Here is a 25,093-nt window from a genome sequence, read left to right on the forward strand (position 1 = left end):
GCGGTTGGCTCCGGGAGACGGACGGTCTCAGCGGTGGGTTCGGCGGTGGCGGTGGGTTCGGCGGCCGCGGTGGGACTTACCACCGGCGTTGCTTCGACAGCGGTGGCGGGCTCAACGGTCGCCGTGGGCTCCATCACCGCGGTGGGGTCGCCAGCGCCCGGGACAGGCTGGTCGGCAGCGGCAGGCGCGTCGACACCTGGAGCACTAGTCGCGGATGGCGAAGCCTCAGCCTCGGACAGCGGCTCGACGGGCGACGACGAGGTGTCGGCGATGGGGTTCGCGGCGCCGAGCGCAGCATCCATGATCGAGGGAGCCTCGCCCTGGGGCGCTGCCGGAGCCGGCTTGTTCGCGGCGGCACGCCTGGTGCGCGTGGCGGACGGCACCTTCGCGGCCGCAGGCTTCGCCGAGGCAGGCTTCGCCGTGGCAGGCTTCGCCGTTGCGGACTTCGCTGCCGCCGGCTTCGCGGCTGCGGATTTCGCAGTCGCGGAGGCTTTCGCGCCGGTGGCCGGTCTGGCCGCCGAGGCGCGCGGCGTGGTGGTCTTCGAGGCAGGAGTCGGCGGCGWTGCCGTCTGCGGCGTCGTCGGCTCGGGCGCACCCGCCGCCGGCGTCGTCGCCTTCGGCGTGGTTGCGCGCGGGGACCGGGGTGCTCGCTTGGCGGGCGCCGGGGTGGTGGCATCGGGTGGGGTCGGCTGGTCGCCGTCCGCCGGGGGTAGTGGGGTGCTCATCTTTTCCTCTCGATGCCGAGAACACCAGCATTCTGCACTGGGGTCGGCGTTTCAAGCCCGCTGAGTGAACTCATCGACGACTCAGTGCTGCACCAGCCGTTCGTACCAGCTGAGGGCGGACTGGTCGGTGAGGCTGGCGACCTGGTCGACGATCACGCGTTTGCGCTGGGTGTCGTCGTCCGCGTCCTTCCAGTCCTCGGCGAAGCCGGGGTCCAGTTCGGCCGGTCCGCGCGAGTAGAGCAGGTCGGCGAGGGTGGTGAGGATCTGGCGCTGCTGCGCGTAGATCGGCTGCCGGGTGTTGCGCGACATCACGAACGTGGCGACGATGCCCTTGAGCACCGCGATCTCGGCCTGGATGGCGGACGGGACGACCACATCCGCACCGAACCGGATGAGGTCCGTGCTGCCCGACGTCTCCTTCGTGGCGTGCACCGCAGCGTGGGCGAACCGGCCGATCAGCTGGCTGGTGAGGTTCTTCAGCCTGGCCTGCGACCGGCGGCTGCCGTCCCACCCGTCGAGCCAGATGTCGAGATTGTCGAGCCGGTCGAACGCCGAGATCAGCTCGTCGTGGCTGAACTCTCCGCCGATCCAGTCGTACATCGAGCGCACCAGGTCGTCGTGGTCGACCCTGCTGCCGAGCGCGGCGACGTCGATGTAGCCGTTCACCACGGCGTCTTCGAAGTCGTGCACCGAGTATGCGATGTCGTCGCTGAGGTCCATCACCTGGGCCTCGATGCAGCGCACGCGGTCGGGTGCACCGGCGCGCATCCACTCGAAGACAGCGCGGTCGTCGGCGTAGAAGCCGAACTTGGCCCTGCCGCTCGGGTCGGCGACGGAGGAGCTGTCCGGCCACGGATACTTGCAGCTGGCGTCGAGACTGGCCCTCGTGAGGTTGAGGCCGTACGGCCGCCCGTCGCGGCCGAATACCTTGGGCTCCAGCCGGCTGAGCAGCCGCAGCGTCTGCGCGTTGCCCTCGAAGCCGCCGATGTCGTCGGCCCAGCTGTTGAGCGCGCGCTCGCCGTTGTGACCGAACGGCGGGTGGCCGATGTCGTGCGCGAGACAGGCGGTGTCGACGATGTCCGGGTCGAGACCGAGACTGTTGGCCAGCTCCCGGCCGACCTGCGCCACTTCGAGCGAGTGCGTCAGCCGGTTCCTGGCGAAGTCGAGGCCGGCGGTCGGACTGAGCACCTGGGTCTTCGCCGCCAGCCGCCGCAGCGCGCTGGAATGCAGCAGCCGCGCGCGGTCGCGTGCGAAGTCGCTGCGCCTGCTGGAATGCTGCTCGGGCAGCCAGCGCTCACGGTCGTGCTCGCTGTACCCGGACGCCTCCGCCACCTGGCCGGACGCGCGGCCGTCGTGACTGTCGTGACTGTCGTGACCGTGGCCCGCGCCGTGGCCCACCGGACTATCCACCACTGTTGTGCACCTCCGCGTCCGCGACCTCTGCGCGCTCGAACCCGTCGAGGTCGCGGCTGGCGAGCCAGCCGTCCGGCAGCGCCGGCTTCTTCGGGGTGCCTGCGCGGCCGCGCTGGCCCTCTGCCGCCTCTCCCGGGTACTCCTGATCCCAGTCGAGCGTGGCAAGCAGGTCGTCGAGGTGCGCGAGCGTGTCGACCGTCGCAAGGCTCGCCCGCAGGTCGCCGCCCACCGGGTATCCCTTGAAGTACCACGCGACGTGCTTGCGGATGTCGCGGCAGCCCCGCTCCTCGCTGTCGAAGAACTCGACGAGCAGCTCGGCGTGCCTGCGGAACGTCGCGGCGACCTGTCCGAGCGAGGGATGCGCCTGCGCCCGCTCCGCCTCGGCGGCGTCGATCTGCCCTGCCCGAGCGCGGAACGCCGCGGCGAGGTCGCCGAACAGCCACGGCCGGCCGAGGCAGCCGCGCCCGACGACGACACCGTCGCACCCGGTCTCCTCGACCATCCGGATGGCGTCTGCCGCCGACCAGATGTCGCCGTTGCCGAGCACGGGGGTGCCGGTGATGGTCTCTTTGAGTTTGGCGATGGCGGACCAGTCCGCGTGGCCGGAGTAGAACTCCGCGGCCGTCCTGGCGTGCAGCGCGATGGAGGCGACTCCCGCGCCCTCAGCGGCCTTCGCCGCTTCGAGGTAGGTGAGGTGGTCGCTGTCGATGCCCTTGCGCATCTTGACCGTGAGCGGGATGGACCCGGCCGCCTGCACTGCTCCCTCGACGATCTCGCGGAACAGTCCGAGCTTCCACGGCAGTGCAGCTCCCCCGCCCTTGCGGGTGACCTTGGGCACCGGGCAGCCGAAGTTGAGGTCGATGTGGTCGGCGCGATCTTCCGCGACCAGCATGGTGACCGCCTCGCGGACGGTCTTCGGGTCGACCCCGTAGAGCTGGATGGAGCGCGGCGTCTCCGACTCGTGGTGGGTGATCAGGCGGAGCGATTCCGGGGTGCGCTCGACGAGGGCGCGCGAGGTGATCATCTCGCTCACGTAGAGACCGGCGCCGAATTCGCGGCAGAGCCTGCGGAACGCGGTGTTCGTGATCCCGGCCATCGGCGCCAGCACGACGGGCACGTCGAGGGCCAGCGGACCGATGGTCAGCTGTGGCGCGTGGCTTATCGTTGCTGTAGTAGACATTTCCCCAATTCTCCCAGATAGAGCGGAGCAGCATGACCGACGGACCAGAAGCTGTGGAGAATCACGGCGGAGACGCGGCTGTGCAGGGCGACGGAGCAGGCACTGCACCCACCGGCCGGGCCCGCGTCGAGGCCGATGCCGCAGCGCGCGGGGTCAGCATCCGGGTCGTCGAGCGTCCGGCAGCCCGCAGCCTGGAGGAAGCGGCCCAGCTGCTCGGCATCGAGCCGTCCGACATCGTCAAGACCCTGGTGGTCAAGCGCAGCGACGACACCTTCGTATTCGCGCTGGTGCCCGGCGGCCGCAAGATCTCCTGGCCCAAGCTGCGCGCCGTGCTGCACGTCAACAAGCTGCAGCTTCCGGATGCGGCGGTCGCCCTCGAGGCGACGGGCTACGAACGCGGAACCATCACCCCGTTCGGCTCCACCACCGCGTGGCCGGTCGTCGCGGACACGAGCATCCAGGGCCGCACCGTCTCGATGGGTGCGGGCGAGCACGGATACTCGCTCTTCGTCGACGCCGACGACGTGGTCGCCGCTTACGCGGCGACCGTCGCCGACATCACAGACCCGGAGTGACCTGACCGGTCGCGCCCGGCACGAGGCACGAGTCGCCCTCGCACGCGGCGGCGTTCACGTCGCCGAACGCGATCAGCGGGAACTTCGGCGCGTCGGAGGCGGTCGCCTCGACCGGCTCCGCCGCGCTCACGCCGTGACCTCCGCGCGCTCGGTCCAGACCTGTTCGAGCACCTGAGCGAACGTGGCCGCGTCCTGCGCGCCGGAGACGCCGTAGCGTCCGTCGATCACGAAGAACGGGACGCCCTGGATGCCGTACTCCTGCGCAAGTGCCTGGTCGCCGCGCACGTCGGAGAGGAACTCCTCCGACTCCAGCGCTGCGACGGCCGCCGCCCGGTCGAGCCCGACCTCGGCGGCGAGGTCGGCCAGGTCGTCGATCCTGCCGACATGGCGACCCTCGACGAAGTACGCCTTGAACAGGCGCTCCGCGAGCTCCAGCTGCTTGCCGTTCGCCTTCGCGAAGTGCAGCAGCTCGTGCGCCTTGACGGTGTTGGTGTGCTTGAGGATGTCGAAGTCGTAGTCCAGGCCCACCGACGACGCGATGCCGGTGACGCGCTCCAGCATCTGCGTGACCTGCTCGGCCTGCATGCCCTTGTGCCCGGCGAGGAAGTCGATCTCGCTGCCGTCGAAGTCGACAGGGGTGTCCGGAGAGAGCTCGAAGGAGTGGTACTCGACCTCGACGGCGCGGTCGTCGCCGCTACCGGCGAACAGGCCGCTCCCCGCTTCGAATTTGCGCTTGCCGATGTAGCACCACGGGCAGGCGATGTCGGACCAGATGTCGATCTTGATGGGTTCACTCACACCAGGGCCAACGGATGCGGTCACGCCTTCATTCCCGGAGCATCCACTGCCCCGCCGAAGCGCCGGTTGCGGCTGGCGTAGATGTCGACGGCGTTCCACAGGTCGGTGCGGCTGAAGTCCGGCCAGAGCGTGTCGAGGAAGACCATCTCGGCGTACGCGCTCTGCCACAGCATGAAGTTGCTCGTGCGCTGCTCCCCCGAACTCCGCACGAACAGGTCGACGTCCGGAAGGTCGGGCGCGTACAGGTGGCGCTGGATGCTCTTCTCGCTCACCGCGGACGGCTTGAGCCGGCCGGCGGCCACCTCCTCCGCGATGCTGCGCACCGCATCCGCGATCTCGGTGCGGCCGCCGTAGTTGACGCACATGGTCAGGGTGAGCACGTCGTTCCCCGCGGTCAGCTGCTCGGCGAACTGCAGCTCCTTGATCACCGACGACCAGAGCCGCGGCTTCCTCCCCGCCCAGCGCACCCGGACCCCCCACTCGTTGAGCTGGTCGCGGCGGCGGTGCAGCACGTCCCGGTTGAAGCCCATCAGGAAGCGCACCTCGTCGGGCGACCGTTTCCAGTTCTCGGTCGAGAACGCGTAGACGCTGAGGTGCTTCACGCCGAGCTGGATGGCGCCGGCGACGACGTCGAGCAGCGACGCCTCCCCCGCTTTATGGCCTTCGATCCTGGTGAGCCCTCTGCCGTTCGCCCAGCGTCCGTTGCCGTCCATCACGATGGCGACGTGGTTCGGCACCGCCGCGGCGGGGATCGCGGGCGGGTACAGGCCGGTCCAGTCGAGCGGGCGGAACTCCACCGCATCCTTGTGCGTGTAAGGCTTGGGGCTCATCCGTTCGCTTTCCGTTCGTGCTGTACGTGCTGGAGCGAGCGCAGGCCGCGCTCCAGGTGCCACTGCGTGTACGCGGCGACCACCCCGCTCGCCTTCGACCGCGTTGCGTCGTCCGTCTCGTCCGCCGAGGCCCAGTCCCCGGTGAGGAGAGCGCCGAGCAGCGCGATGGTCTGCGCATCCAGCCGGGGAGCGCCCTGCGGGGCGCAGTCGTCGCAGACCACGCCACCGAGCTGCACGACGAGGTGGTCGTGTGGTCCCGGCGCCCCGCAGCGCGAGCAGTCGAGGAAGCTCGGCGCCCAGCCGGCGAGCGACAGCGCGCGCAGCAGGTAGGAGTCGAGGGTGAGGGATGCGCCGTGCTCGCGCTTGGACAGCGATCGCAGGGCGCCGACCAGCAGGAGGTACTGCTGCAGGGACGCCTCGGCCTCGGTGAGCCTGTCCGCCGTCTCCACCATCGCGTTCGCCGCGGTGTAGCTGGCGTAGTCGTCGGCGATCAGCGCGCCGTACGCTCCGAGCGACTCGGCCTGCGTGACCACATCCAGGCTGCGGCCCTCGTAGAGCTGCACGTCGGCGACCATGAACGGCTCCAGCCGCGACCCGAACTTGGATGCGGTGCGCCGCACGCCCTTCGCGACCGCACGGACCTTGCCGTGCTGCCGTGTGAGCATGGTGACGATGCGGTCGGCTTCCCCCAGTTTGTGGGTGCGGAGCACGACGGCTTCATCACGGTAGACAGGCACACTCCAGTATCCCGCGTAACGCCGACAGTCCCGTCAAGCCGCGCATGGTAGAAGTGACCTATGAGCACGACGGCCTTCACGATTCCGCTGTGGGCCGACCTGGTGGCCGTCGGCGTCGGCAGCCTGCAGGGCGCGATGTTCGCGTCCGGGTTCCGCGACCGCAAGCTCGATCTGCTGGGCGTCGCCATCATCGGCGTCGCCACCGGCGTCGGCGGTGGTCTGCTGCGCGATCTGCTGCTGGTCACCCGGCCCGTCGCGCTGCTCTCCAACTGGTACCTGCTGACCACGGTCGTCGCCGCGCTGCTCGGGATGCTGCTCATCCGGCTGTTCCGGAGGCTCGACCCGATCATCACCTTCCTCGACGCGCTCACCATCGGGCTGTTCGGCGCGATCGGTGCGAGCAAGGCCCTTGCGCTCGGGCTGCCGGAGGTGCCGGCGGTGTTCGTCGGCGTGGTGTCCGCGGTGGGCGGGTCGATCCTGCGCGACATGCTGCTGAACCTGCCGATCGCGCTGATGCACGTCGGCTCGCTCTACGCCGTCGCCGCGGGTGCGGGCACGGTGGTGCTCGTGGTGCTGGTGGATCTCGGCGTGCCGCTCACGGTGGCCGCGGCGGTCTGCGTCGCCGTCACTCTGGTGATCCGGCTGCTGGCCGTGCGGTTCGGCTGGAGCCTGCCCGAGCAGCGCGAGTTGGGGCGCATCCCCCGTCCGCGCTGGCCGCGCATCCCGCTCGGCCGTCGCACCGCAGAAGCCCGCACCGCCGAGCGCACAGAGACCGGCTCGATCCCCCGCTACAAGCTCGACCGCCCCGACTGACGCCCGACGCAATCGAGTCCGAAGTTGTTCACGGTCACGACCGGCGTGTCGCGTGAATAACTTCGGACTCGATTGTGTGTGTGCGCGGGCGGGTGGGTCAGGCGGAGACGAGGTCGGCGGGGGCCGCGGAGCCCGAGGTGGCGCGGATGGCGCGGTTGACGGCGGAGACGACGGCCTTGAAGGAGGCGGTGGTCGTGTCCGCGTCGATGCCGACGCCCCAGAGACGGGTGCCGTCGACGTCGACCTCGACGTACGCGGCGGCCAGAGCGGACTCGCTCGCGGACAGCGTGTGCTGCGAGTAGTCGTAGAGGTGCACGTTGATGCCGCGGTCGTTGAGGATGTCGAAGAACGCCGCGATCGGGCCGTTGCCCTCGCCGGATGCCTTGGAGACGGTGTCCCCGTCGCGCAGCGTCACCGTAAGAGCGACGTGGTCGCCGGTCTCGTTGGTGGTGCTGGTGCTGCCCAGCTCGAAGCGGCCCCACTTGGCGTCCGCGTCGGTGACGGGCGCCGGCAGGTACTCGTCCTGGAAGATGGCCCAGATGTCGTCGCTCGACACCTCTCCGCCCTCCGCGTCGGTCTTCGCCTGCACGACGCCGGAGAATTCGATCTGCAGCTTGCGCGGCAGGTCGAGCGCGTGGTCCGTCTTCAGCAGGTAGGCGACGCCGCCCTTGCCGGACTGCGAGTTGACCCGGATGACCGCCTCGTAGCTGCGGCCCAGGTCTTTCGGGTCGACCGGCAGGTATGGAATGGCCCAGACGAGGTCGTCCACCGAAACGCCCTCGCGCTCGGCCTGCGCGGCCATCGCCTCGAAGCCCTTCTTGATCGCATCCTGGTGCGAGCCGCTGAACGCGGTGAACACCAGGTCGCCGCCCCACGGGCTGCGCTCGCCGACCGGCAGCTGGTTGCAGTGCTCGACGGTGCGCTTGATCGAGTCGATGTCGCTGAAGTCGATCTGCGGGTCGATGCCCTGCGTGAACAGGTTCACGCCCAGGGTCACCAGGTCGACGTTGCCCGTGCGCTCCCCGTTGCCGAACAGGCAGCCCTCGATGCGGTCGGCTCCGGCCATGTAGCCGAGCTCGGCGGCGGCGACGGCGGTGCCGCGGTCGTTGTGCGGGTGCAGCGACAGGATGACGTTCTCGCGGTGGTTGAGGTGGCGGGACATCCACTCGATCGAGTCGGCGTAGACGTTCGGGGTGGCCATCTCGACCGTGGCCGGCAGGTTGATGATGACCTTGCGCTCCGGGGTGGGCTCGAAGATCTCGAGCACCTGGTTGCAGATGTCCGCGGCGAACTCCAGCTCGGTGCCGGTGTAGCTCTCGGGCGAGTACTCGTAGTAGATCTGCGTGCCGGGAACCACGGACTCCATCTGACGGCACAGGCGCGCGCCTTCCAGCGCGATGTCGACGATGCCCTGCTTGTCGGTGCGGAAGACCACATCCCGCTGCAGGATGCTCGTGGAGTTGTAGAGGTGCACGATGGCCTGCTTGGCGCCGACCAGCGACTCGTACGTGCGCTTGATGAGGTGCTCGCGGGCCTGGGTCAGCACCTGGATGGTGACGTCGTCCGGGATGGCGCCCTCTTCGATGAGGCTGCGCACGAAGTCGAAGTCGGTCTGGCTGGCCGACGGGAAGCCGACCTCGATCTCCTTGTAGCCCATCCGGACCAGCAGGTCGAACATGATGCGCTTGCGCTCGGGGCTCATCGGGTCGATGAGTGCCTGGTTGCCGTCGCGCAGGTCGACGGCGCACCAGCGCGGTGCGACCGTGATGCGGTTGTCCGGCCAGGTGCGATCGGGCAGCTCCACCCGGATCTGCTCATGGAACGGGCGGTATTTGTGGATCGGCATGGCGCTCGGCGCCTGAGTGTTCTTCATGGTCTGTCTTCTCCTCGCGAGGTGTGGTGGAGAGCCAACGACGAACTCCGCGACGAGTGAGGCCCAGAACTAGGACTCGTCGCGGCAGCTAAGGAGGAGCAGACCGTACACAGAAACAAGCGTAGCACGGGCCCCGGAGCGCGGAACGGCCGCCTCGGTCAGCTCCGCCCGCTGGCCAGCGCCACCGCCTGCCGCACCGACAGCTGCGGCAGGTATGCGCGCACTAGCGCGATCCCGATGGCGGGAAGGGCAACAGGATCCGGGTACGCCATGATCAGCGGGTGCAGCTCCGGCTGGAACTTCCGCTTGAACTTCAGCAGCGACCGGAACCCGTACACCGGTTCCAGCGACACGCTCAGGAAGTTCAGGATGCGGTCCATGCCGCGTGCATCCGCCTCCCCTCCCGCCGCGGTGTGCGCGAGCGGTGCGGCGGACAGGCTCATGAACTCGACGCCCTCGTCGCGCATCCGGGTGGCGGCCTCGGCGATCAGGAACTCCATCACGCCGTTGATGCTGCCGGGGCGCCTGCGCATGAAGTCGAGGGTCCAGCCGACCACGAGCCCGTCGCGGTAGCTGGGCAGCCAGCTGGTCACCGCTTCGATCCTGCCCGCCTCGTCGACGGCGAGCATCAGCATCACGGCCGGGTCGCGGAGTTCGTCGAGGCCGCCGAGGGTGAAGCCCATCTCCGGCAGGTCCTTCTCGGCCACCCACTGCTCGGAGATGTCGGAGAGCTGCACGGCGGCGCTGAGCGGCAGAGCCTGGAAGGTCGTCCACTCCGCCCGGATGCCCGCCCGCTGCGCCCGGTTGATGGAGCTGCGGACGTCCTGCCACTTCTTGCCCGTCGTCTCCCACTGCTGCGGGCGGATGACGGTCTCCTCCGCCACCACCATCGTCGACCAGCCCATCTCGTCGAAGAGCGGTTGCAGGCCGGCGTCCACGCTGTAGAAGACGGGCGTCCAGCCGTTGTCGTCGCAGAACCGGGCGAACCGGTCGATCGAGCGGTCGTGCGGGGGCTGCCCACCGAACGGGCCTCCCAGGGTGATGGCGACCCTGCCAACCACCCGGTACGCGATGGCCCGGCCGTCGACGGGGTCGAACCAGTAGTCGTTCCCCGGCCAGGTGGCCATGAACGAGATCGGGTCTCCCCCGCCGCGTTCGAGCAGGCTGCGCACGCGGCCGGCGTCCGTCGCCCCCTTGCGCCAGGATGCGCGGCCGCGCATCACGGGCAGGGCGCCGAGGATCACGATGAGCCAGAACACGGTGCCGATGTTGCGGTAGACGAAGATCGCGAGCGGGGTGGTCGGCAGGTACTGCACGGGCTCCCTGCGCAGGAAGCTGACGGGCACGAACCGTTCGAGCACATCGTCCAGCAGGTCGCTCAGGTCGAGCGGCCTGGTGAACCCGGTGTCCTTCTGCAGGTAGCCGATGAGCACGTAGAGAGCGGCGAGCACGACGCCGGAGACCAGCACCGTGAGCACGTAGCGGCGCACGCTCTTCGCCGGCGGACGCACAGGGAAGTGCTGCCGGAAGGCGATCAGCAGGATGGCGATGGCGAGCGGCAGCAGCGCCGAGAGCGCCAGGATCGCCGTCACCTCCCAGTAGCGGGCGCCGACGTGCGGCCGCGGCGCTGCGCCGAGCGGGAGGATGCCGAAGTAGAGCGCGGAGAGCAGGGCGAGCAGCGCGTTCACCGCGACGGCGAGCCAGAGTGCGAAGCGGTTGCCGCGCAGCAGACCGTATGCGGCGACCAGCAGCACGAGGAGCGGGAGCACGGAGAGCAGGATCGGGCCGAGCCCGTTGATCCGCTCGATGGTGAGGTCGTGGACGCACTGCCTGGTCACGGCGAACGCCTGGCAGCGTTCGAGCAGGGAGCCGCGGTCCGGCACGTCGGAGGTGAACAGCAGCGCGATCGGCGACAGCAGACCGTAGCGCGAGGTGGTGAGCAGTCCGATCACCGGCCCGACCGCGGTGATCGTGACGGCGGAGGCGAGCAGCACCCGGATTTCGTGGTGTGAACTGCGCACCCAGCCGGCGAGCCGCGCCCCCGGCCGCAGCAGCACGCCGAGCCCCAGCCCGGCGAGCACGGCGAGCAGCCGGTAGACGTCGGACGGCATCCCGGAGTACAGCACGTACATCACCGCGATCAGCACGGTCAGCACCCGGATGCGCCTCCGCCAGAGGGCGCCGGCGAACGCGCTCGCGGTCATGATCGTGCCGCCGAGGGCGGTGAAGACGTCGAGCACGACGAGGTTGTGGACGTTGCGCGCCCACATCTCCCCCGTCGTCGAGGCGAGCAGCTGCAGTGCGACGCCGCCGACCGTCCCGACCACAGCGGTGGCGAAGTACGCCAGCGCCGTCCGCCAGGTGCCCATCAGCTGCTCGGCGGCCCCGATCAGCACGACGGTGAGGATGAGCGCCACGATCAGCTCGGCGAGGTCGTCGGTGAACAGCACGGAGGTGATCGGGGTCCACCAGTGCCCGTCGATGAGCGGGCCGGGCCCGGTGCCGAGCCAGATGTGCAGCGGACGCCGAGGGCCGTGGATGGGGCCGGTGACGAGGGCGAGCACGAGGATCAGCCCGGTCATCGCCGTGGTGAACGGGTGGGTCGCGATCAGTGCGCCCGTGCGCCGGCCGAGCCTGCCGAGCCGTGCGGATGCGTCCTTCACGAGGTGAGTCCCATCTGCGCCGCGATGAGCGGGAAGCCGTACTGCAGGGTGTGACGCACCGTGTTCCAATCGTGGGCCGTTCCCGGCGAGATGAGCAGGGTGGCGCGGACACCGGCCTTCGTCGCGTCCGCCTCCAGGGTACGGGCGAACGCCGTGTACTTCGCGTCGTTCTGGCCGACGCCGAGCACGATGGTCGAGTTGCGGTACGGAGCGTGCTGCGCCAGCTGGTGGGCGGGCTGGGCGTCCTCGAACGCCTGCGCGGACCCGCCGAAGCCCATCCGGATGGTCGTGGCGCGGTCGCCGAGGGTCGGTCCGAGCTCGCTCGACGACGCGAGGGCCGATCCGAACCGCTCGGGGTGACCCGTCGCGAACTGCACGGCGCAGGTGGCGCCTTGCGAGTAGCCGAACACGCCCCAGGCGGCCGGGTCGCTGCTCACCCGGAAATGCGCCGTGATCCAGGCGGGCACGTCCTTCAGCAGGTAGGTCGCCGAGTTGCCGAACGCTGCCGAGTTCACGCACATCGGGTTGCGCCCGGGGCCGCCGAGCTGGTCGGCCGCCACCACGATGGGCGCGATGCCGTGGTGCTGGGCGGCGAACGCATCCATCGTCTGGTTGATCCGTCCCGCGGTGAACACGTCGGCGGGAGCGCCCGGCTGGCCGGGGAACGCGTAGAGCACGGGAAGCACGGGAGGGTGCGCGGTGAGTGCGGCGGGCGGGAGGTAGACGACGGCCTTGCGCGCGGCGAATCCGGACTCGGCGGCCGGGATGCGCACGACGCCGACCTTCCCCTTCGCGGGGATGGAGGCGGGCGGCGTCCAGGTGGAGGCGTAGTCCGTCCCGATGTCCGCCACTTCACCCTTCTCGGCGTGGAAGGACAGCGCCGGGTACGGCACGACGCCGAGCACGTCGTTGAGGTCGCGGTACTCGCCGAAGTCGACGTTGATCCCCGCGCCGGCCGTCAGCACGAAGACCGGGATGCTCAGCACCGCGACGACCTTTCTCCACCAGCGCGAGCGGAACAGGTTCGCGATGGCGAGCCCGATCCCCGCGAACGCCAGGATCGCCCACATCCTGGTCACGGGGGTGAGCGTCACCCCGAACACGTCGAACACGTCGACGAGCAGCCAGGAGACGAGCCAGCCGATCAGCGCGCCCGCGGCGGCGGAGAGGAGCCCGGCGACGGTTCGGCGCAGCGTCGGCCGCACCAGCAGATAGAGCACGAGGACGGCGGAGAGCACATCGACGGCCACCAGGAACGGCGGCTTGTCGATGCGCAGGGTCATGAGCCAGTTCAGGGCCGTTCCTCTCCAAAAGCATGCAAAGCGGTTCGATTATGGAGCGCTCAGGCTGCGGAAAGCTGTAGCCGGGCTGACATTCAGCCGACTCCGAGGCTTCGCAGCCTGAGCGCTCGTTCAGTCGACCGCCAGGGCGGCGACCGGCGCGACCGCGGTGGCCCGCCGTGTCGGCGCGAGCGACGCGAGCAGGGCGAGGGCCGCGGCCGCCACCACGATGATCGCGAGGAACGGCCAGGGCAGCACCGGAGCAAGCAGCCCGCCGCCCGGGATGCTCCCCAGCAGCGACTGCGCGCCCACCCAGCCGTACGCCGTGCCGAGCACCAGCCCGGTGACCACGGCCGCGATGGTCAGCTGAGCGCTCTCGGCGAGGATCATCCTGCGCACCTGCGCGGCGCTGAAGCCGAGCGCGCGCAGCAGGCCGAGTTCGCGCCGCCGCTGCAGCACGCTGAGCGACAGGCTGTTGATCACACCGACCCCGGCGATGATCGCCGAGAACCCGACGAGCACGGTGAAGATCAGCATCGTGACCGTGAGGACACTTTCAGCTCCTTCGTACATCCCGGGCTCGTTCTTCGCCGCCTCACGGATCATCTGGAGGTAGGACTGCGCGGCCACCACGAACATCGTGATGAGAGTGACGCCGATGACGAGCCCGATGGTGGTGCGCGAGCTGCGCTCCGGGTTCCGGACGGCGTTGGCGGCGGCGAGCCTGCCCGCCGCTCCCCGGCCGAACAGCAGCCCGACCGCGCGCAGCACGCCCGGCATGAAGAACGGGGCCGACAGCACGATCCCGGTGAACGACAGCACCCCGCCGGGCAGCGCGATCAGCACACCGTACCCGCTGGCGATCGGGATCCCGCTCGTGGCGAGGACGCCCAGCCCGAGCAGCAGGCCGAACACGAGCAACCCGACGCCGGAGACGAGCAGGACGATCGCGACGACGAGGCGACCACGCTGGCGCACGGCGGCGGCCGGACGCTCCTCCGCGGCACCGAGCGCTTGCACCGGCGTGACGGTGAGCACGCGGCGGCTGCCGACCCAGGAGGCGAGCCAGGTGGTGACGATCACCACGGCGACCGGCGCGAGCAGCGCGGGCGTGATCACCGGATAGAGCACATCCGGCAGCACCCCGACGGCGACGAAGAGACGCACCGCCGCGAGCGACAGCACCGCTGCAGCGACACCGCCGATGCTCGCGCCGACGAGTCCGACCGCGAGCCCCTCGCTCGCCACCGAGCGACGCTGCGCGCGGGCGCTCGACCCGATCAGGCGCAGCAGCGCGATGGTCCGCGTGCGCCCGGCGATCACCGTCGCGAAGGTGTTCGTGGTGACGATGGCTCCGACGTAGACGGCGATGATGAAGAACACCCCGGCGACGATCCCGAGGGCGACCCCGACGGCGCCGTGCTCGGCGACCGGGCTGTCGGCGATGTATGCGGACAGCACGCTCGTGGTGGACAGCAGGGCGACGCCGAACGCGGCGCTGAGGGCGGCGACCAGGATGCTCGCGCGGTGGTCGCGGGCGTTCGCGCGGAACGCGGAGAACGGGCGGCTCACGCGTGCTGCTCCATTCCGAGCATGTACGACGAGATCTCTTCCGCTGCTGAGCGTCCGCGCTCGGCGGCGACACGGCCGTCGGCGAGGAACACGATGCGGTCGGCGTAGCTCGCCGCGATGGGGTCGTGGGTGACCATCGCGATGCTCTGCCCGTATGTGCGGCTCGCCTCGGCGAGCAGGGTGAGCACCTCGCGGCCGGTGCGCGAGTCGAGGTTGCCCGTCGGCTCGTCGGCGAAGATCAGGTCGGGGCGGGTGGCGAGCGCGCGCACGATGGCCACACGCTGCTGCTGGCCGCCGGACAGCTCGTGCGGGCGGTGGGTGAGCCTCGCTCGCAGGCCGAGGGAGTCGATCAGGTGGTCGATCCACTCGCCCTGGGTGCGCGTCGGGCGGCGGCCGTCGAGTTCGAACGGCAACCGGATGTTCGCGGCGACGTCGAGCGTCGGCACCAGGTTGAACGACTGGAACACGAAACCGACGCGACGGCGCCGCAGGACGGTGAGTTCCGCATCCCCGAGCCGGGTGATGTCGGTGTCACCGAGGAACACCTGGCCGCCGGTGACCGTGTCGAGTCCGGCCATGACGTGCATCAGCGTCGACTTGCCCGATCCGCTAGGGCCCATGATGGCGGTGAAACGGCCGGCCGGGATGCCGAGCGAGACGCCGTCGAGCGCGTTCACCCGTCCAGCACCCGTGCCGTACGACTTGGTCGCATCGACCACGCGGGCCACGAGCGGCTCCTCCGGCGGTGTGATCGGAGAGGCGGAGGTCACGGTCTCGGTGGTGATGTTGTCCATGCTCACCACGCTAGGGACGCGGGCAGGGTCTCCGGATCGGGCGGCAGGGCTATCCGCGATCAGCCGGAAGGATGATTCTTGCGCCCGTTCCCTACTCCGCCGCGGTGAGGCCGTGCTCGAATGCGTAGACGACCATCTGCACGCGATCCCGCAGCCCGAGCTTGCTCAGGATGCGGCTGATGTGCGTCTTCACCGTCGCCTCGCTCAGGTACTCCGTCGCCGCGATCTCCGCGTTGCTGAGACCGCGCGCTGCGAGCACGAAGATCTCCCGCTCCCGCGCGGTGAGGCTGCCGAACTCCTCCGGCTCCGGCTTGACCGGCTCGCTCGACGAGAAGTACTGGAACAGCTCGCGCGTCGCCCCCGCCGCGATCACGGCGCTGCCCGCGTGCACCGTGCGGATCGCCGCGAGCAGGAACTCCGGCTCCGCATCCTTCAGCACGAAGCCGCTCGCGCCGCCCCGGATGGCGCGGGCAGCCGCCTCGTCGAGGTCGAAGGTGGTCAGCACCACGATCCGCGGCGCACTCCTGGCCTCGCGGGCGGCGCTCTCGATGATCTCGGTCGTCGCCGCGATCCCGTCCATCACGGGCATCCGGATGTCCATCAGCACCACGTCCGGCGCGGTGTCCCTAGCGAGCTGCACGCCCTCCGCCCCGTTGGCCGCCTCCCCGACGAACTCCAGGTCGGCCTGCGATCCCACGAGCATCCTGACCCCGGCGCGGAACAACGGCTGGTCGTCGACCAGCAGCACCCGGATGCGCCCGGTCGCGGCCTCGACGGCGTCCGTCAGCTGGTCGCCGCTCACGCCGTCTCCCCCGCCGGCAGGAACGCGTTCACCAGGAACTCGCCGCCGGCCGGGCCGGCCGCGAGGCTCCCTCCGGCGAGCGTCGCCCGCTCGCGCATCCCTGGCAGGCCATGGCCGACGCGCGGAAGCGCTCCGGTGGCCGGGGTGTCGGTCAGGACGGTCTTCATGGTGTTCCTCACGGTGATGGTGATGCCGGGTCCTCCGTCGCGCTGCGCGACCTCGGCGAGGACGACGGTGGCCGGCATACTGGTGTCTCCGTGCCGGAGGGCGTTGGTGAGCGCCTCCTGCACGATGCGGTACGCGGCGATCTGCTGGGCCGAGCCGAGCATCCGGTAGCCGCCAATGCGTTCGACGGTGACGTCGAGCCCGGCCGCGCGCACCTGCTCGACCGTGCGGTCGAGGTCGTCGAGCGACGGCTGCGGACCCTCCGGCTGGGCGTGGCGCAGTTCGGCGAGCAGCACCCGTACGTCGCCGAGTGCGGACCGGGCGGTGGATGCGATGGTCTTGAGCGCGACGTCGACCGCATCCGGGTCGGCGTGCCGGGCGTAGCGTGCGCCGTCCGCTTGCGCGATCACCACCGCGAGCGAGTGCGCGACCACGTCGTGCATATCGCGGGCGATGCGGGTGCGCTCCTGCTCGACCACCACGTCCTCGACGGCGCGCGCCCTGTCGAACTCCGCGACCACCTGGGCGCGCCTGGACATCCTGGCGTTGCGCCAGGTGCGCATGAGCAGGCCGAGCACCCAGGACAGGCCGAGCACGGTGGCGCTGACCACCACGAGGAAGACGAACTCGAGCGCCAGCCGCGAGATGGCGCCGGAGAGCAGGTCGAGGTAGCTCTGGTTGAGGGCAGCGGTGAGCGAGAGGTAGAGGGCGGCGACCACCGCGCCGAGACCGGCGGAGATGAGCCCGGACCAGCGCACGATCCTGTCCCCGTACGCCGCCGTGGCGTACAGAACGACCAGGATGGCCACATCGCTGAACTGGATGCTGTGGCCGGTGGTCATCTGCAGCACCGCGGTCAGCCAGGCGATGGCGAGGGCCACGGCCGGGGAGATGCGGCGGACGGCGACCGCGACCGTGAAGCCGATCACCACCACGATCGCCGACCGGGCTCCGCCGTCTCCGGAGATGCCGAACAGCCCCGCCGAGTCGAACGGCAGGCACAGCACGGCGAACAGCACGGCGCCGGCGATGTCGAACGTCAGCTGCCGTCTGGTGAGGCGGCGCACGAGGCCCGTGCGGTTGGGGTCGCTTTCGGGAACGGGGGTGCCGCCGGAGGAGGCGAGCCAGACGAGCACGGAGTGGTTGCCCGTCTGGGCACCCGGCACTGCACCCTCCTCCGCACCGGCGCCGACACTGCTCGCGCGCTGCCGGGCGACGAGGAAGCCGAGCAGCCAACCCGCCACGAAGGTCACCGCGAGCAACAGGCTCATCAACAGCAGCCCGACACCTTGGCTGGTGTAGTAGCCGCCGATCACCGGCCCGATCAGCGGGAACTTCAGCTCGCCGCGCACCGTGAACAGGTAGGCCAGCATCGGCGCGACCAGGATGGCGGACGCGAAGTCGAGCCAGCGCACCACCGGCCCGGAGTGCGCGGCGATGCCGAACACCGCGATCAGCACGGCCACGGCGGACAGCACCCGGAACGGCATCGGCATCGAGACCGACTCCGTCGCCTCCCCCAGCACCGCGAGCCAGAGCAGCCCGAGCGAGACGGGCGGAAGCACCCGGGAGACGGCGACCGCCGCGCAGTAGAACGTGAGCGCGAGCGCCGACTGGAACTCGAACGGAAGTCCGGCGATCACCCACGAGAGGAAGAGGACCACACCGAGCGCAGGTTCGAGGACCCAGCGGTACGGGACGATCCTCTCCACCAGGCGGGTACGGTACGGCATCCCTCTACGGTACGGGGCCGACGGGCGCCGCACCGCCTCGAACGGCCGATTTCATCCCAGGGATGTACGCCGCGGCGCTCCTAGAACCCGAGCCGGCCGAGCTGCTTCGGGTCGCGCTGCCAGTCCTTCGCCACCTTCACCCTGATCGAAAGGAACACGTGCTTGCCGAGCAGCTCTTCGATCGGCTTGCGCGCGGTGGCGCCGACCTCCCGGATGCGGCTGCCGCCCTTGCCGATCACGATCGCCTTCTGGCTGTCTCGCTCGACGAACAGGTTGGCGTAGACCTCCACGAGGTCTTTGTCGTCGCGCTCGATGATGTCGTCGATGGTCACGGCCAGCGAGTGCGGCAGCTCGTCCTCGACGCCCTCCAGCACCGCCTCGCGGATGTACTCGGAGATGCGGTCCTCCAGGCCCTCGTCGGTGACGGCATCCGACGGGTACAGCGGTGCGGGAGAGACCGGGAGCAGACGCATCAGCTCGGTGGTCAGCGTGTCCAGCTGGATGTGGCTGGTCGCCGACAGCGGCACGATCGCCTCCCACTCGCGCAGCGCGGAGACCGCGAGCAGCTGCTCGGCCACAGCCGCCTTGCTCGCCGCGTCGATCTTTGTCACGATCGCGACCTTCTTGGCGCGCGGGTACTCGTCCAGCTGCTCGTTGATGAACCGGTCGCCCGGGCCGATCTTCTCGTCGGCGGGGATGCAGAAGCCGATCACATCCACGTCGCCGAGGGTCGACTGCACGAGCGAGTTGAGCCGTTCGCCGAGCAGGGTGCGCGGCCGGTGGATGCCCGGGGTGTCCACCAGGATCAGCTGGCCGTTCTTCTGGTGCACGATGCCGCGGATGGCGCGGCGGGTGGTCTGCGGCTTGGAGGACGTGATCGCGACCTTCTCGCCGACGAGCGCGTTGGTCAGCGTGGACTTGCCGACGTTGGGGCGGCCGACGAACGACGCGAAGCCGGCGTGGAAGTCGTTCACGAGTGGTTCTCCTCTTCCGGCGCGCCAGGCGCCGAGATCAGTGCTGCGTCGCGTTCGACGAGCACGGTGCTGACGTGTTTGCGGCGGCCCTCTGTGCGGTCGACCGTGAACCGCAGTCCGTGAGTGGATGCGGTCGAGCCGACCTCCGGCAGGCGGCCGAGCGCCTTGGCGACGAGGCCACCGACGCTGTCGACGTCGTCGTCGTCCAGCTCCAGGTCGAACAGCTCGCCCAGTTCGTCGATGGGGAGGCGGGTGCTCACGCGGTAGCGCCCCTCGCCCACCTGCTGCACGAGTTCCACCTCGTGGTCGTACTCGTCGGAGATGTCTCCGACCAGTTCCTCGATCAGGTCTTCGAGGGTCACCAGCCCGGCGATGCCGCCGTACTCGTCCACCACCATCGCCAGGTGGTTGGACTCCAGCTGCATCTGCCGCAGCAGTGCGTCCGCCTTCTGCGACTCCGGCACGAACAGCGCGGGCCGCACGATGTCGCCCATCGTCAGCTCGTCGGCGCCGAGCGGGCTTTCGAAGCTGAGCTTGGCCACATCCCGGAGGTAGAGCACGCCCACGACCTCGTCCGGGTCTCCGTCGATCACGGGCATCCTGGACACGCCCTTGCTGAAGAACAGGCCCATCGCGGTGCCGAGTCCGGCCGATTTGTCGATGGCGACCATGTCGGTGCGCGGGATCATCACCTCGCGCACCACCGTCTCGTTGAACTCGAAGATCGAGTGGATGAGCTCGCGGTCGTCCTCCTCCAGCACGTCGAACTCGGTGGCCTCGTCGACGATGCTGAGCAGCTGCTCCTCGCTCGCGACCGGCGCGGAGCGCGCCCGCGACGGCGTCACCCGGTTGCCGAGGGCCACCAGGCCGCCGGCGATCGGACCGAGCAGCACCCGGATGAACCGCACGAGCGGAGCGGTCAGCCGCAGCAGCATCGTGGAGTTGGCGCGTCCGACGCTCCGCGGGCTCGCACCGACCAGCACGAACGACACCGCCGTCATGATCAGAGCGGACAGCAGCAGCGAGATCCACCACTCGTCGAAGATCTGCTCGAAGGCGAGCGTCACGAGCACCGCAGCGGTGGTCTCCGCGGTGATGCGGCTGAAGTTGATCGCGTTGAAGTACGCGCCTGGATCGGCGGCGATCGCCAGCAGCGACGCCTTCGACCGCGAGGTCTCGGCCAGCTCGGCGATGTCGTTCCTGGACTGCACGGACAGCGCGGAGTCCACAGCGGCCATCAGGCCGCCGAACGCGACGAGCAGGAACGCGACGATGAAGAACAGCGTTGCGAGCATCCGGTGCCTATCGCTGTCGGTCGTAGCGGGAGAAGCCCACCAGGATGTCGCGCTGGATGCCGAACATCTCGCGCTCCTCGGCCGGCTCGGCGTGGTCGAAGCCGAGCAGGTGCAGGATGCCGTGCGTCGTCAGGAGCAGTAGCTCCTCCATCAGGGAGTGTCCGGCCGTCTCGGCCTGAGCCTGGGCGACCTGCGGGCAGAGCACGACATCGCCGAGCAGCCCGGCGGGAGCAGGCTCCTCCTCCGTGCCGGGGCGCAGCTCGTCCATCGGGAAGCTCAGCACGTCGGTCGGCCCAGGCTCGTCCATCCACTGCACGTGCAGCTGCTCCATGGCCGCCTCGTCCACCAGGACGATGGCGAGCTCCGCATCCGGATGCACGTGCATGATGTCGAACGCATACCCGGCGAGCCGCTGCAGCGCGGCCTCGTCCACCTCGATGGCCGACTCGTTGTTGACTTCGATACTCATGGGCCGGGCCTAACGTCGTTTCGGGAAGCGGTCGCGCGGGACGGCGGAGCGGCGCTCTGCGCGGTTGGCGAACTCGGCCGCCTGCTCGCGCTCGTAGTGCAGTGCCTGCTTCTGCGCGTCGTACTCGGTGTATGCGTCGACGATGCGGCCGACCAGGGTGTGCCGGACCACGTCGTCGCTCGTCAGACGCGCGAAGTAGATGTCGTCGATGTCCTTCAGCACCCGCGTCACCAGCCGGAGACCGCTGGCCGCCGTCGGCAGGTCCACCTGCGTGATGTCGCCGGTGACGACCATCCGCGAGCCGAAGCCGAGCCTGGTGAGGAACATCTTCATCTGCTCCGGCGTGGTGTTCTGCGCCTCGTCGAGCACGATGAACGAGTCGTTCAGCGTGCGTCCGCGCATGTACGCCAGAGGGGCGACCTCGATCGTGCCGGCCGCGAGCAGCTTCGGCACGATGTCCGGGTCCATCATCTCGTTGAGCGCGTCGTACAGCGGGCGCAGGTACGGGTCAATCTTGTCGGTGAGCGTGCCGGGCAGGTAGCCGAGCCGCTCGCCGGCCTCGACGGCCGGGCGGGTCAGGATGATCCTGTTGACCTCTTTGCGCTGCAGGGCCTGCACGGCCTTCGCCATCGCCAGGTAGGTCTTGCCCGTGCCGGCCGGTCCGATGCCGAACACGATGGTGTTGTGGTCGATGGCGTCGACGTACTCCTTCTGACCGAGGGTCTTCGGCCGGATCGCCTTGCCGCGCGCGGTCAGGATGGCCTGGCTGAGCACGTCGGACGGGCTCAGGTTCAGGCCGGTGTCCAGCATCTTCGCCGAACTGGTCACCTCGGCGGGGCTGATCTCCTGGCCGTTGCGCACCATCAGCAGCAGCTCCTCGATCAGCCGGCGGGCCGCATCCACCTGGGACGCGTCGCCGGTGAGGGAGATCTCGTTGCCGCGAACGTGCACGCTGACCTGCGGGTACTGCCGCTCCAACGTGGTGAGCAGACGATCCTGCGGGCCGAGCAGGCGCACCATCTGCACGCCGTCGACGTGCAGGCGCGCTTCGGACTCCGATGCTCCCGCTGCAGGCGTTGATTCGCTAGTCGGCAAGGCTTCCTTCCTCGAGCTCTCCGCTCAGAACGTGGGCGTGCACATGGAACACGGTCTGTCCCGCATTGGCCCCGGTATTGAAGATCAAACGGAAATCACCGTCGGAGTGTTCCTCCGCCAGCGATTTCGCCGTCGCGACCAGCTCGGCCAGCAGGGCGGGATCCCCCGCCGCCAACTCGGTCACGTCGCGGTACTGCTGCGTCTTGGGAACGACGAGCAGGTGTACGGGCGCTTTGGGCGCGATATCCCGGAACGCGATGATGCGCTCGCCGTCGTAGACGATGTCGGCCGGGATCTCGCCCGCGATGATGCGGGAGAAGATCGAAGGCTGCTCGGTTTCCATGTCTCCCATCTTAAGCGCCACGCCTCACCAACGGCCGATGGATGCGTTCAGCACGGCCAGGGCCGCCGGCCCGGCCGTCGAGGTGCGCAGCACGGTCGAGCCGAGGCGCACGAGCTCGGCGCCCGCGCCGCGGAACGCGTCGAGCTCGGACGGCGCGATGCCGCCCTCCGGGCCGACCACCAGCACGAGAGGGCGCGCATCCGGCTGCAGCGACGTGAGCGGCACATCCGCGTCCGGCTCCAGCACGAGCACGCGCGCGTCGGCGCAGTGTGCAGCGACCTGCTTGGTCGACGCCAGCTCCCCGACCTCCGGCACCCAGGCCCGAATCGACTGCTTCGCCGCCTCGCGCACGATGGTCGCCCAGCGCTCGCGGCCCTTGGCGACCTTCTGGCCCTCCCAGCGGGAGACGGAGCGGGATGCCGCCCACGGGATCACCGCATCCACGCCCAATTCGGTCGCGGCCTGGATGGCGAGCTCGTCACGGTCGCCCTTCGCGAGGGCCTGCACGAGCGTGATGGCGGGCGCAGGGCGCTCGACCTGCTGCACCGTGGCCACGTCGATGGTCAGCGCGGCGTTGGTCGCCTCCACCACCTCGCCCGTCGCCACGAGCCCCCGGCCGTTGCCGATCATCACCGTCTGGCCAGGCCGAGTGCGGTTGACCGTCGCCGCGTGCTTCGCCTCCGCGCCGGTGATCGACAGGCGCTCCCCGACCGTCGCCGTCTCCAGGTCCTCCCGCAGGTAGAGCGAGCTCATGCCGGGATCAGACGTTCAGGAAGCGGTCGCGCAGCTTGGCGAAGAGACCCTGCTGGAAGCGGGCCAGCGACGGCTCCTCCTGCTTGTGCGTCGAGGCGAACTGCTTGATCAGCTCGCGCTCCTTGTGGTCGAGCTTCGTCGGGGTGACCACCTGGATGCCGACCCGCAGGTCGCCGCGGCCGCTGCCGCGCAGGTGCGTGATGCCGCGATCCTTCACCGTGATGATGTCCGCGCTCTGGATGCCCGCCTTCAGCTCCAGCTTGATGTCGCCGTCGAGCGCCTTGACCGTGGCCGTCGTGCCGAGGATCGCATCCGTCATCGCCACTTCGAGCGTGCAGAGCAGGTCGTCGCCGTCGCGGCTGAACACGTCGTGGTGCTTGACCTTGATCTCCAGGTAGAGGTCGCCGTTCGGGCCGCCGGCGGGACCGGCCTCGCCGCTGCCCGGCATCTGCAGCCGGAGTCCGGTGTCGACACCGGCGGGGATGTCCACGGGAACCGTGCGGCGGGCGCGCACGCGGCCCTGGCCCTGGCAGGTGACGCACGGCGTCGCGATGACGGTGCCGTAGCCACGGCAGGTGCCGCAGGGGGTGGAGGTCATCACGTTGCCGAGCAGCGAACGCACGGAGCGCTGGATGCTGCCGGTGCCGTGGCAGATGTCGCAGGTCACCGGAGCGGTGCCCGGCTGGCAGCACGAGCCGTTGCAGGTCTCGCAGACGATGGCGGTGTCGACCTCGAGGTCGCGGTGGGTGCCGAAGATGACCTCGTCGAGGTCCACCTCGACGCGCAGCAGCGCATCCTGGCCGCGCTCGCGGCGGGACTTCGGCCCTCTGGTCTGGCCGCCCCCTCCGAAGAACGTCTCGAAGATGTCGCCGAAGCCGCCGAAGTTCTGGCCGCCTCCGCCGAAGCCGGCCTGCGGGCCGAGGTCGTACTGCTCACGCTGCTGCGGGTCGCTCAGCACGTCGTACGCGTGGGTGACCAGCTTGAAACGCTCGGACGCCTCGGCGGACGGGTTCACATCCGGGTGCAGTTCGCGAGCGAGGCGGCGGTACGCCTTCTTGATCTCATCGGGGGTGGCGTTGCGCTCAACGCCCAGGACTTCGTAGTGGTCGGCCACAGACGGCTTTTCCTTCTCGTTCGTTGTCTTATTCGCCGAGCAGGCGGGAGAGGTAGCGGGCCACCGCTCGCACGGCGGCCATGTTGCTCGAATAGTCCATGCGGAGCGGGCCGAGCACGCCGAGACGCGCCAGCTCCGACCCGGATGCGGTGTAGCCGCTCGACAGCACGGAGGTCTCCGCGAGCCCGAACGACGCGTTCTCGCGCCCGATGCTCACCGCCACCCCGTGCTGGTCGCCGGCCATCTCGCCGAACAGCTTCAACAGCACGACCTGCTCCTCGATGGCTTCGAGGACGGGGAAGATGCTCCCCGTGAAGTCGTGCTCGGTACGCACGAGGTTCGCGGCTCCGGCCATCACCAGCTTGTCCTGGCGGTTCGCGGCGATCTGCTCCATGAGCGCCGTCGCGACGGGGTCGACCAGCGCCCTGGTGCGCTCGGTCAGCGCATCCGGGAGCTGGGAGAGCCTGGCGGTCGCGTCGCTGAGCGACAGTCCGGCCGCAGCGCCGTTGATGGCGCCGCGGATCTCGGCGACCTCTTCGTCCGACAGCTCGGCGCCGAGCTCGATCACGCGCTGCTCGACGGCGCCGGAATCGGTGATCAGCACGCTGAGCAGCCTGCGCGGCGCCAGCGTCACCAGCTCGATGTGCCGGATGCGCGACCTTGTCACAGACGGATACTGCACGAGCGCGACCTGGTTGGTCAGCTGCGACAGCAGCCGCACGGTGCGCGCCAGCACGTCGTCGAGGTCGACGGACTCGCCGAGGAACACCTCGATCGCCTGCCGCTGCGCCTGACTGAGCGGACGCATCTCGGCGAGGTGGTCGACGAACAGCCGGTAGCCCTTGTCGGTGGGGACGCGCCCGGACGAGGTGTGCGGGGCTGCGATCAGGTCTTCCTCTTCGAGCGCGGCCATGTCGTTGCGGATCGTCGCCGCCGACACGCCGAACGCGTGCCGCTCGACGATGCTCTTCGAGCCGACCGGTTCGCGTGACGCGACGTAGTCCTGCACGATGACGCGCAGCACCTCGAGGCTCCGCTCAGAAACCATGCGACCCGCCTCCCGAAGACCTTTAGCACTCACTGAACCTGAGTGCTAA

Annotated in this window: 23 protein-coding genes and 1 pseudogene; 2 read left to right on the top strand and 22 right to left on the bottom strand. The window is 69.7% G+C overall.

Annotated elements, in window-relative coordinates; all coding sequences use genetic code 11:
- The 3 genes and pseudogenes from B7438_RS20405 to dusB all read right to left on the bottom strand — a co-directional run.
- Positions 1 to 725: pseudogene (locus B7438_RS20405) on the bottom strand (hypothetical protein); the annotation flags it as partial.
- 81 nt (positions 726 to 806) lie between these two features.
- Positions 807 to 2,057 carry a deoxyguanosinetriphosphate triphosphohydrolase gene (locus B7438_RS18800; RefSeq protein WP_143466073.1) on the bottom strand — a complete coding sequence of 417 codons (1,251 nt, stop codon included), beginning with the start codon at positions 2,055 to 2,057 and terminating at the stop codon, positions 807 to 809.
- Between the two features lie 70 nt (positions 2,058 to 2,127).
- Entirely contained in the window at positions 2,128 to 3,318 is a 1,191-nt protein-coding gene (gene dusB, locus B7438_RS18805; protein ID WP_085371213.1) for a tRNA dihydrouridine synthase DusB, read from the bottom strand.
- Positions 3,319 to 3,350: 32 nt separating this feature from the next.
- Between dusB and B7438_RS18810 the strand changes: the two genes are divergently transcribed.
- Positions 3,351 to 3,893 (top strand): aminoacyl-tRNA deacylase, encoded by a 543-nt coding sequence (locus B7438_RS18810; RefSeq protein ID WP_085371214.1) that lies wholly within the window; start codon positions 3,351 to 3,353, stop codon positions 3,891 to 3,893.
- Here the strand turns inward: B7438_RS18810 and B7438_RS20680 are convergent.
- Genes B7438_RS20680 through recO form a run of 4 tightly spaced genes read right to left on the bottom strand, consistent with a single transcriptional unit; the run spans position 3,877 to position 6,258 of the window.
- Positions 3,877 to 4,023: a hypothetical protein gene (locus B7438_RS20680; protein WP_179150879.1), complete on the bottom strand. Its 147-nt coding sequence runs from the start codon at positions 4,021 to 4,023 to the stop codon at positions 3,877 to 3,879. The two genes, B7438_RS18810 and B7438_RS20680, sit on opposite strands and share 17 nt — an antisense overlap.
- Entirely contained in the window at positions 4,020 to 4,691 is a 672-nt protein-coding gene (locus B7438_RS18815) for a DsbA family protein (RefSeq protein WP_085371215.1), read from the bottom strand. The genes B7438_RS20680 and B7438_RS18815 overlap by 4 nt, the downstream gene beginning before the upstream one ends.
- Positions 4,692 to 4,711: 20 nt before the next feature.
- A complete protein-coding gene (locus tag B7438_RS18820) occupies positions 4,712 to 5,521 on the bottom strand; it encodes an isoprenyl transferase (RefSeq protein WP_085371216.1) in 810 nt (269 codons plus the stop codon).
- Entirely contained in the window at positions 5,518 to 6,258 is a 741-nt protein-coding gene (recO, locus tag B7438_RS18825) for a DNA repair protein RecO (RefSeq protein ID WP_085371217.1), read from the bottom strand. Before recO ends, B7438_RS18820 begins: the two co-directional genes overlap by 4 nt.
- 60 nt (positions 6,259 to 6,318) lie before the next feature.
- On the opposite strand from recO, the gene B7438_RS18830 reads away from it, so the two are divergent.
- Complete coding sequence (locus tag B7438_RS18830) at positions 6,319 to 7,071, top strand: trimeric intracellular cation channel family protein (protein WP_085371218.1); 753 nt, start codon at positions 6,319 to 6,321, stop codon at positions 7,069 to 7,071.
- 97 nt (positions 7,072 to 7,168) lie between these two features.
- Here the strand turns inward: B7438_RS18830 and leuA are convergent, their stop codons facing one another.
- From leuA to hrcA, 15 genes are all read right to left on the bottom strand, one after another.
- Positions 7,169 to 8,944, bottom strand: a complete 1,776-nt coding sequence (gene leuA / locus B7438_RS18835) for a 2-isopropylmalate synthase (protein WP_085371219.1) — start codon at positions 8,942 to 8,944, stop codon at positions 7,169 to 7,171.
- A gap of 158 nt (positions 8,945 to 9,102) precedes the next feature.
- The gene (locus B7438_RS18840; protein ID WP_256922134.1) at positions 9,103 to 11,607 is read right to left on the bottom strand and encodes a DUF2156 domain-containing protein; all 2,505 of its coding nucleotides are present in this window, start codon (positions 11,605 to 11,607) and stop codon (positions 9,103 to 9,105) included.
- Positions 11,604 to 12,890, bottom strand: a complete 1,287-nt coding sequence (locus B7438_RS18845) for an esterase family protein (protein WP_085371220.1) — start codon at positions 12,888 to 12,890, stop codon at positions 11,604 to 11,606. Before B7438_RS18845 ends, B7438_RS18840 begins: the two co-directional genes overlap by 4 nt.
- Before the next feature lie 129 nt (positions 12,891 to 13,019).
- Entirely contained in the window at positions 13,020 to 14,459 is a 1,440-nt protein-coding gene (locus B7438_RS18850) for an ABC transporter permease (protein ID WP_085371221.1), read from the bottom strand.
- The gene (locus B7438_RS18855) at positions 14,456 to 15,253 is read right to left on the bottom strand and encodes an ABC transporter ATP-binding protein (protein ID WP_085371222.1); all 798 of its coding nucleotides are present in this window, start codon (positions 15,251 to 15,253) and stop codon (positions 14,456 to 14,458) included. The genes B7438_RS18850 and B7438_RS18855 overlap by 4 nt, the downstream gene beginning before the upstream one ends.
- A 91-nt stretch (positions 15,254 to 15,344) precedes the next feature.
- Positions 15,345 to 16,055 carry a response regulator transcription factor gene (locus tag B7438_RS18860; RefSeq protein ID WP_256922135.1) on the bottom strand — a complete coding sequence of 237 codons (711 nt, stop codon included), beginning with the start codon at positions 16,053 to 16,055 and terminating at the stop codon, positions 15,345 to 15,347.
- Positions 16,052 to 17,953 (bottom strand): histidine kinase, encoded by a 1,902-nt coding sequence (locus B7438_RS18865; protein WP_085371223.1) that lies wholly within the window; start codon positions 17,951 to 17,953, stop codon positions 16,052 to 16,054. Before B7438_RS18865 ends, B7438_RS18860 begins: the two co-directional genes overlap by 4 nt.
- A gap of 80 nt (positions 17,954 to 18,033) precedes the next feature.
- A complete protein-coding gene (gene era, locus B7438_RS18870; RefSeq protein ID WP_085371224.1) occupies positions 18,034 to 18,927 on the bottom strand; it encodes a GTPase Era in 894 nt (297 codons plus the stop codon).
- Positions 18,924 to 20,222: a hemolysin family protein gene (locus tag B7438_RS18875; RefSeq protein ID WP_085371225.1), complete on the bottom strand. Its 1,299-nt coding sequence runs from the start codon at positions 20,220 to 20,222 to the stop codon at positions 18,924 to 18,926. The genes era and B7438_RS18875 overlap by 4 nt, the downstream gene beginning before the upstream one ends.
- Positions 20,223 to 20,229: 7 nt before the next feature.
- A complete protein-coding gene (gene ybeY / locus B7438_RS18880; protein ID WP_085371226.1) occupies positions 20,230 to 20,691 on the bottom strand; it encodes an rRNA maturation RNase YbeY in 462 nt (153 codons plus the stop codon).
- A 9-nt stretch (positions 20,692 to 20,700) separates the two neighbouring features.
- Positions 20,701 to 21,786 (bottom strand): PhoH family protein, encoded by a 1,086-nt coding sequence (locus B7438_RS18885; RefSeq protein ID WP_085371227.1) that lies wholly within the window; start codon positions 21,784 to 21,786, stop codon positions 20,701 to 20,703.
- Positions 21,776 to 22,129, bottom strand: a complete 354-nt coding sequence (locus B7438_RS18890) for a histidine triad nucleotide-binding protein (RefSeq protein ID WP_085371228.1) — start codon at positions 22,127 to 22,129, stop codon at positions 21,776 to 21,778. Before B7438_RS18890 ends, B7438_RS18885 begins: the two co-directional genes overlap by 11 nt.
- A 24-nt stretch (positions 22,130 to 22,153) precedes the next feature.
- Positions 22,154 to 22,882, bottom strand: a complete 729-nt coding sequence (locus B7438_RS18895) for a 16S rRNA (uracil(1498)-N(3))-methyltransferase (RefSeq protein WP_085371229.1) — start codon at positions 22,880 to 22,882, stop codon at positions 22,154 to 22,156.
- A 7-nt stretch (positions 22,883 to 22,889) separates the two neighbouring features.
- Positions 22,890 to 23,996 (bottom strand): molecular chaperone DnaJ, encoded by a 1,107-nt coding sequence (dnaJ, locus tag B7438_RS18900; protein ID WP_085371230.1) that lies wholly within the window; start codon positions 23,994 to 23,996, stop codon positions 22,890 to 22,892.
- A gap of 28 nt (positions 23,997 to 24,024) precedes the next feature.
- A complete protein-coding gene (gene hrcA / locus B7438_RS18905) occupies positions 24,025 to 25,044 on the bottom strand; it encodes a heat-inducible transcriptional repressor HrcA (protein ID WP_085371231.1) in 1,020 nt (339 codons plus the stop codon).
- Positions 25,045 to 25,093 lie beyond the last annotated feature (49 nt).

Origin of the sequence: Leifsonia sp. NCR5, assembly GCF_002105485.1 — a bacterium.
Lineage (GTDB): Bacteria > Actinomycetota > Actinomycetes > Actinomycetales > Microbacteriaceae > Leifsonia.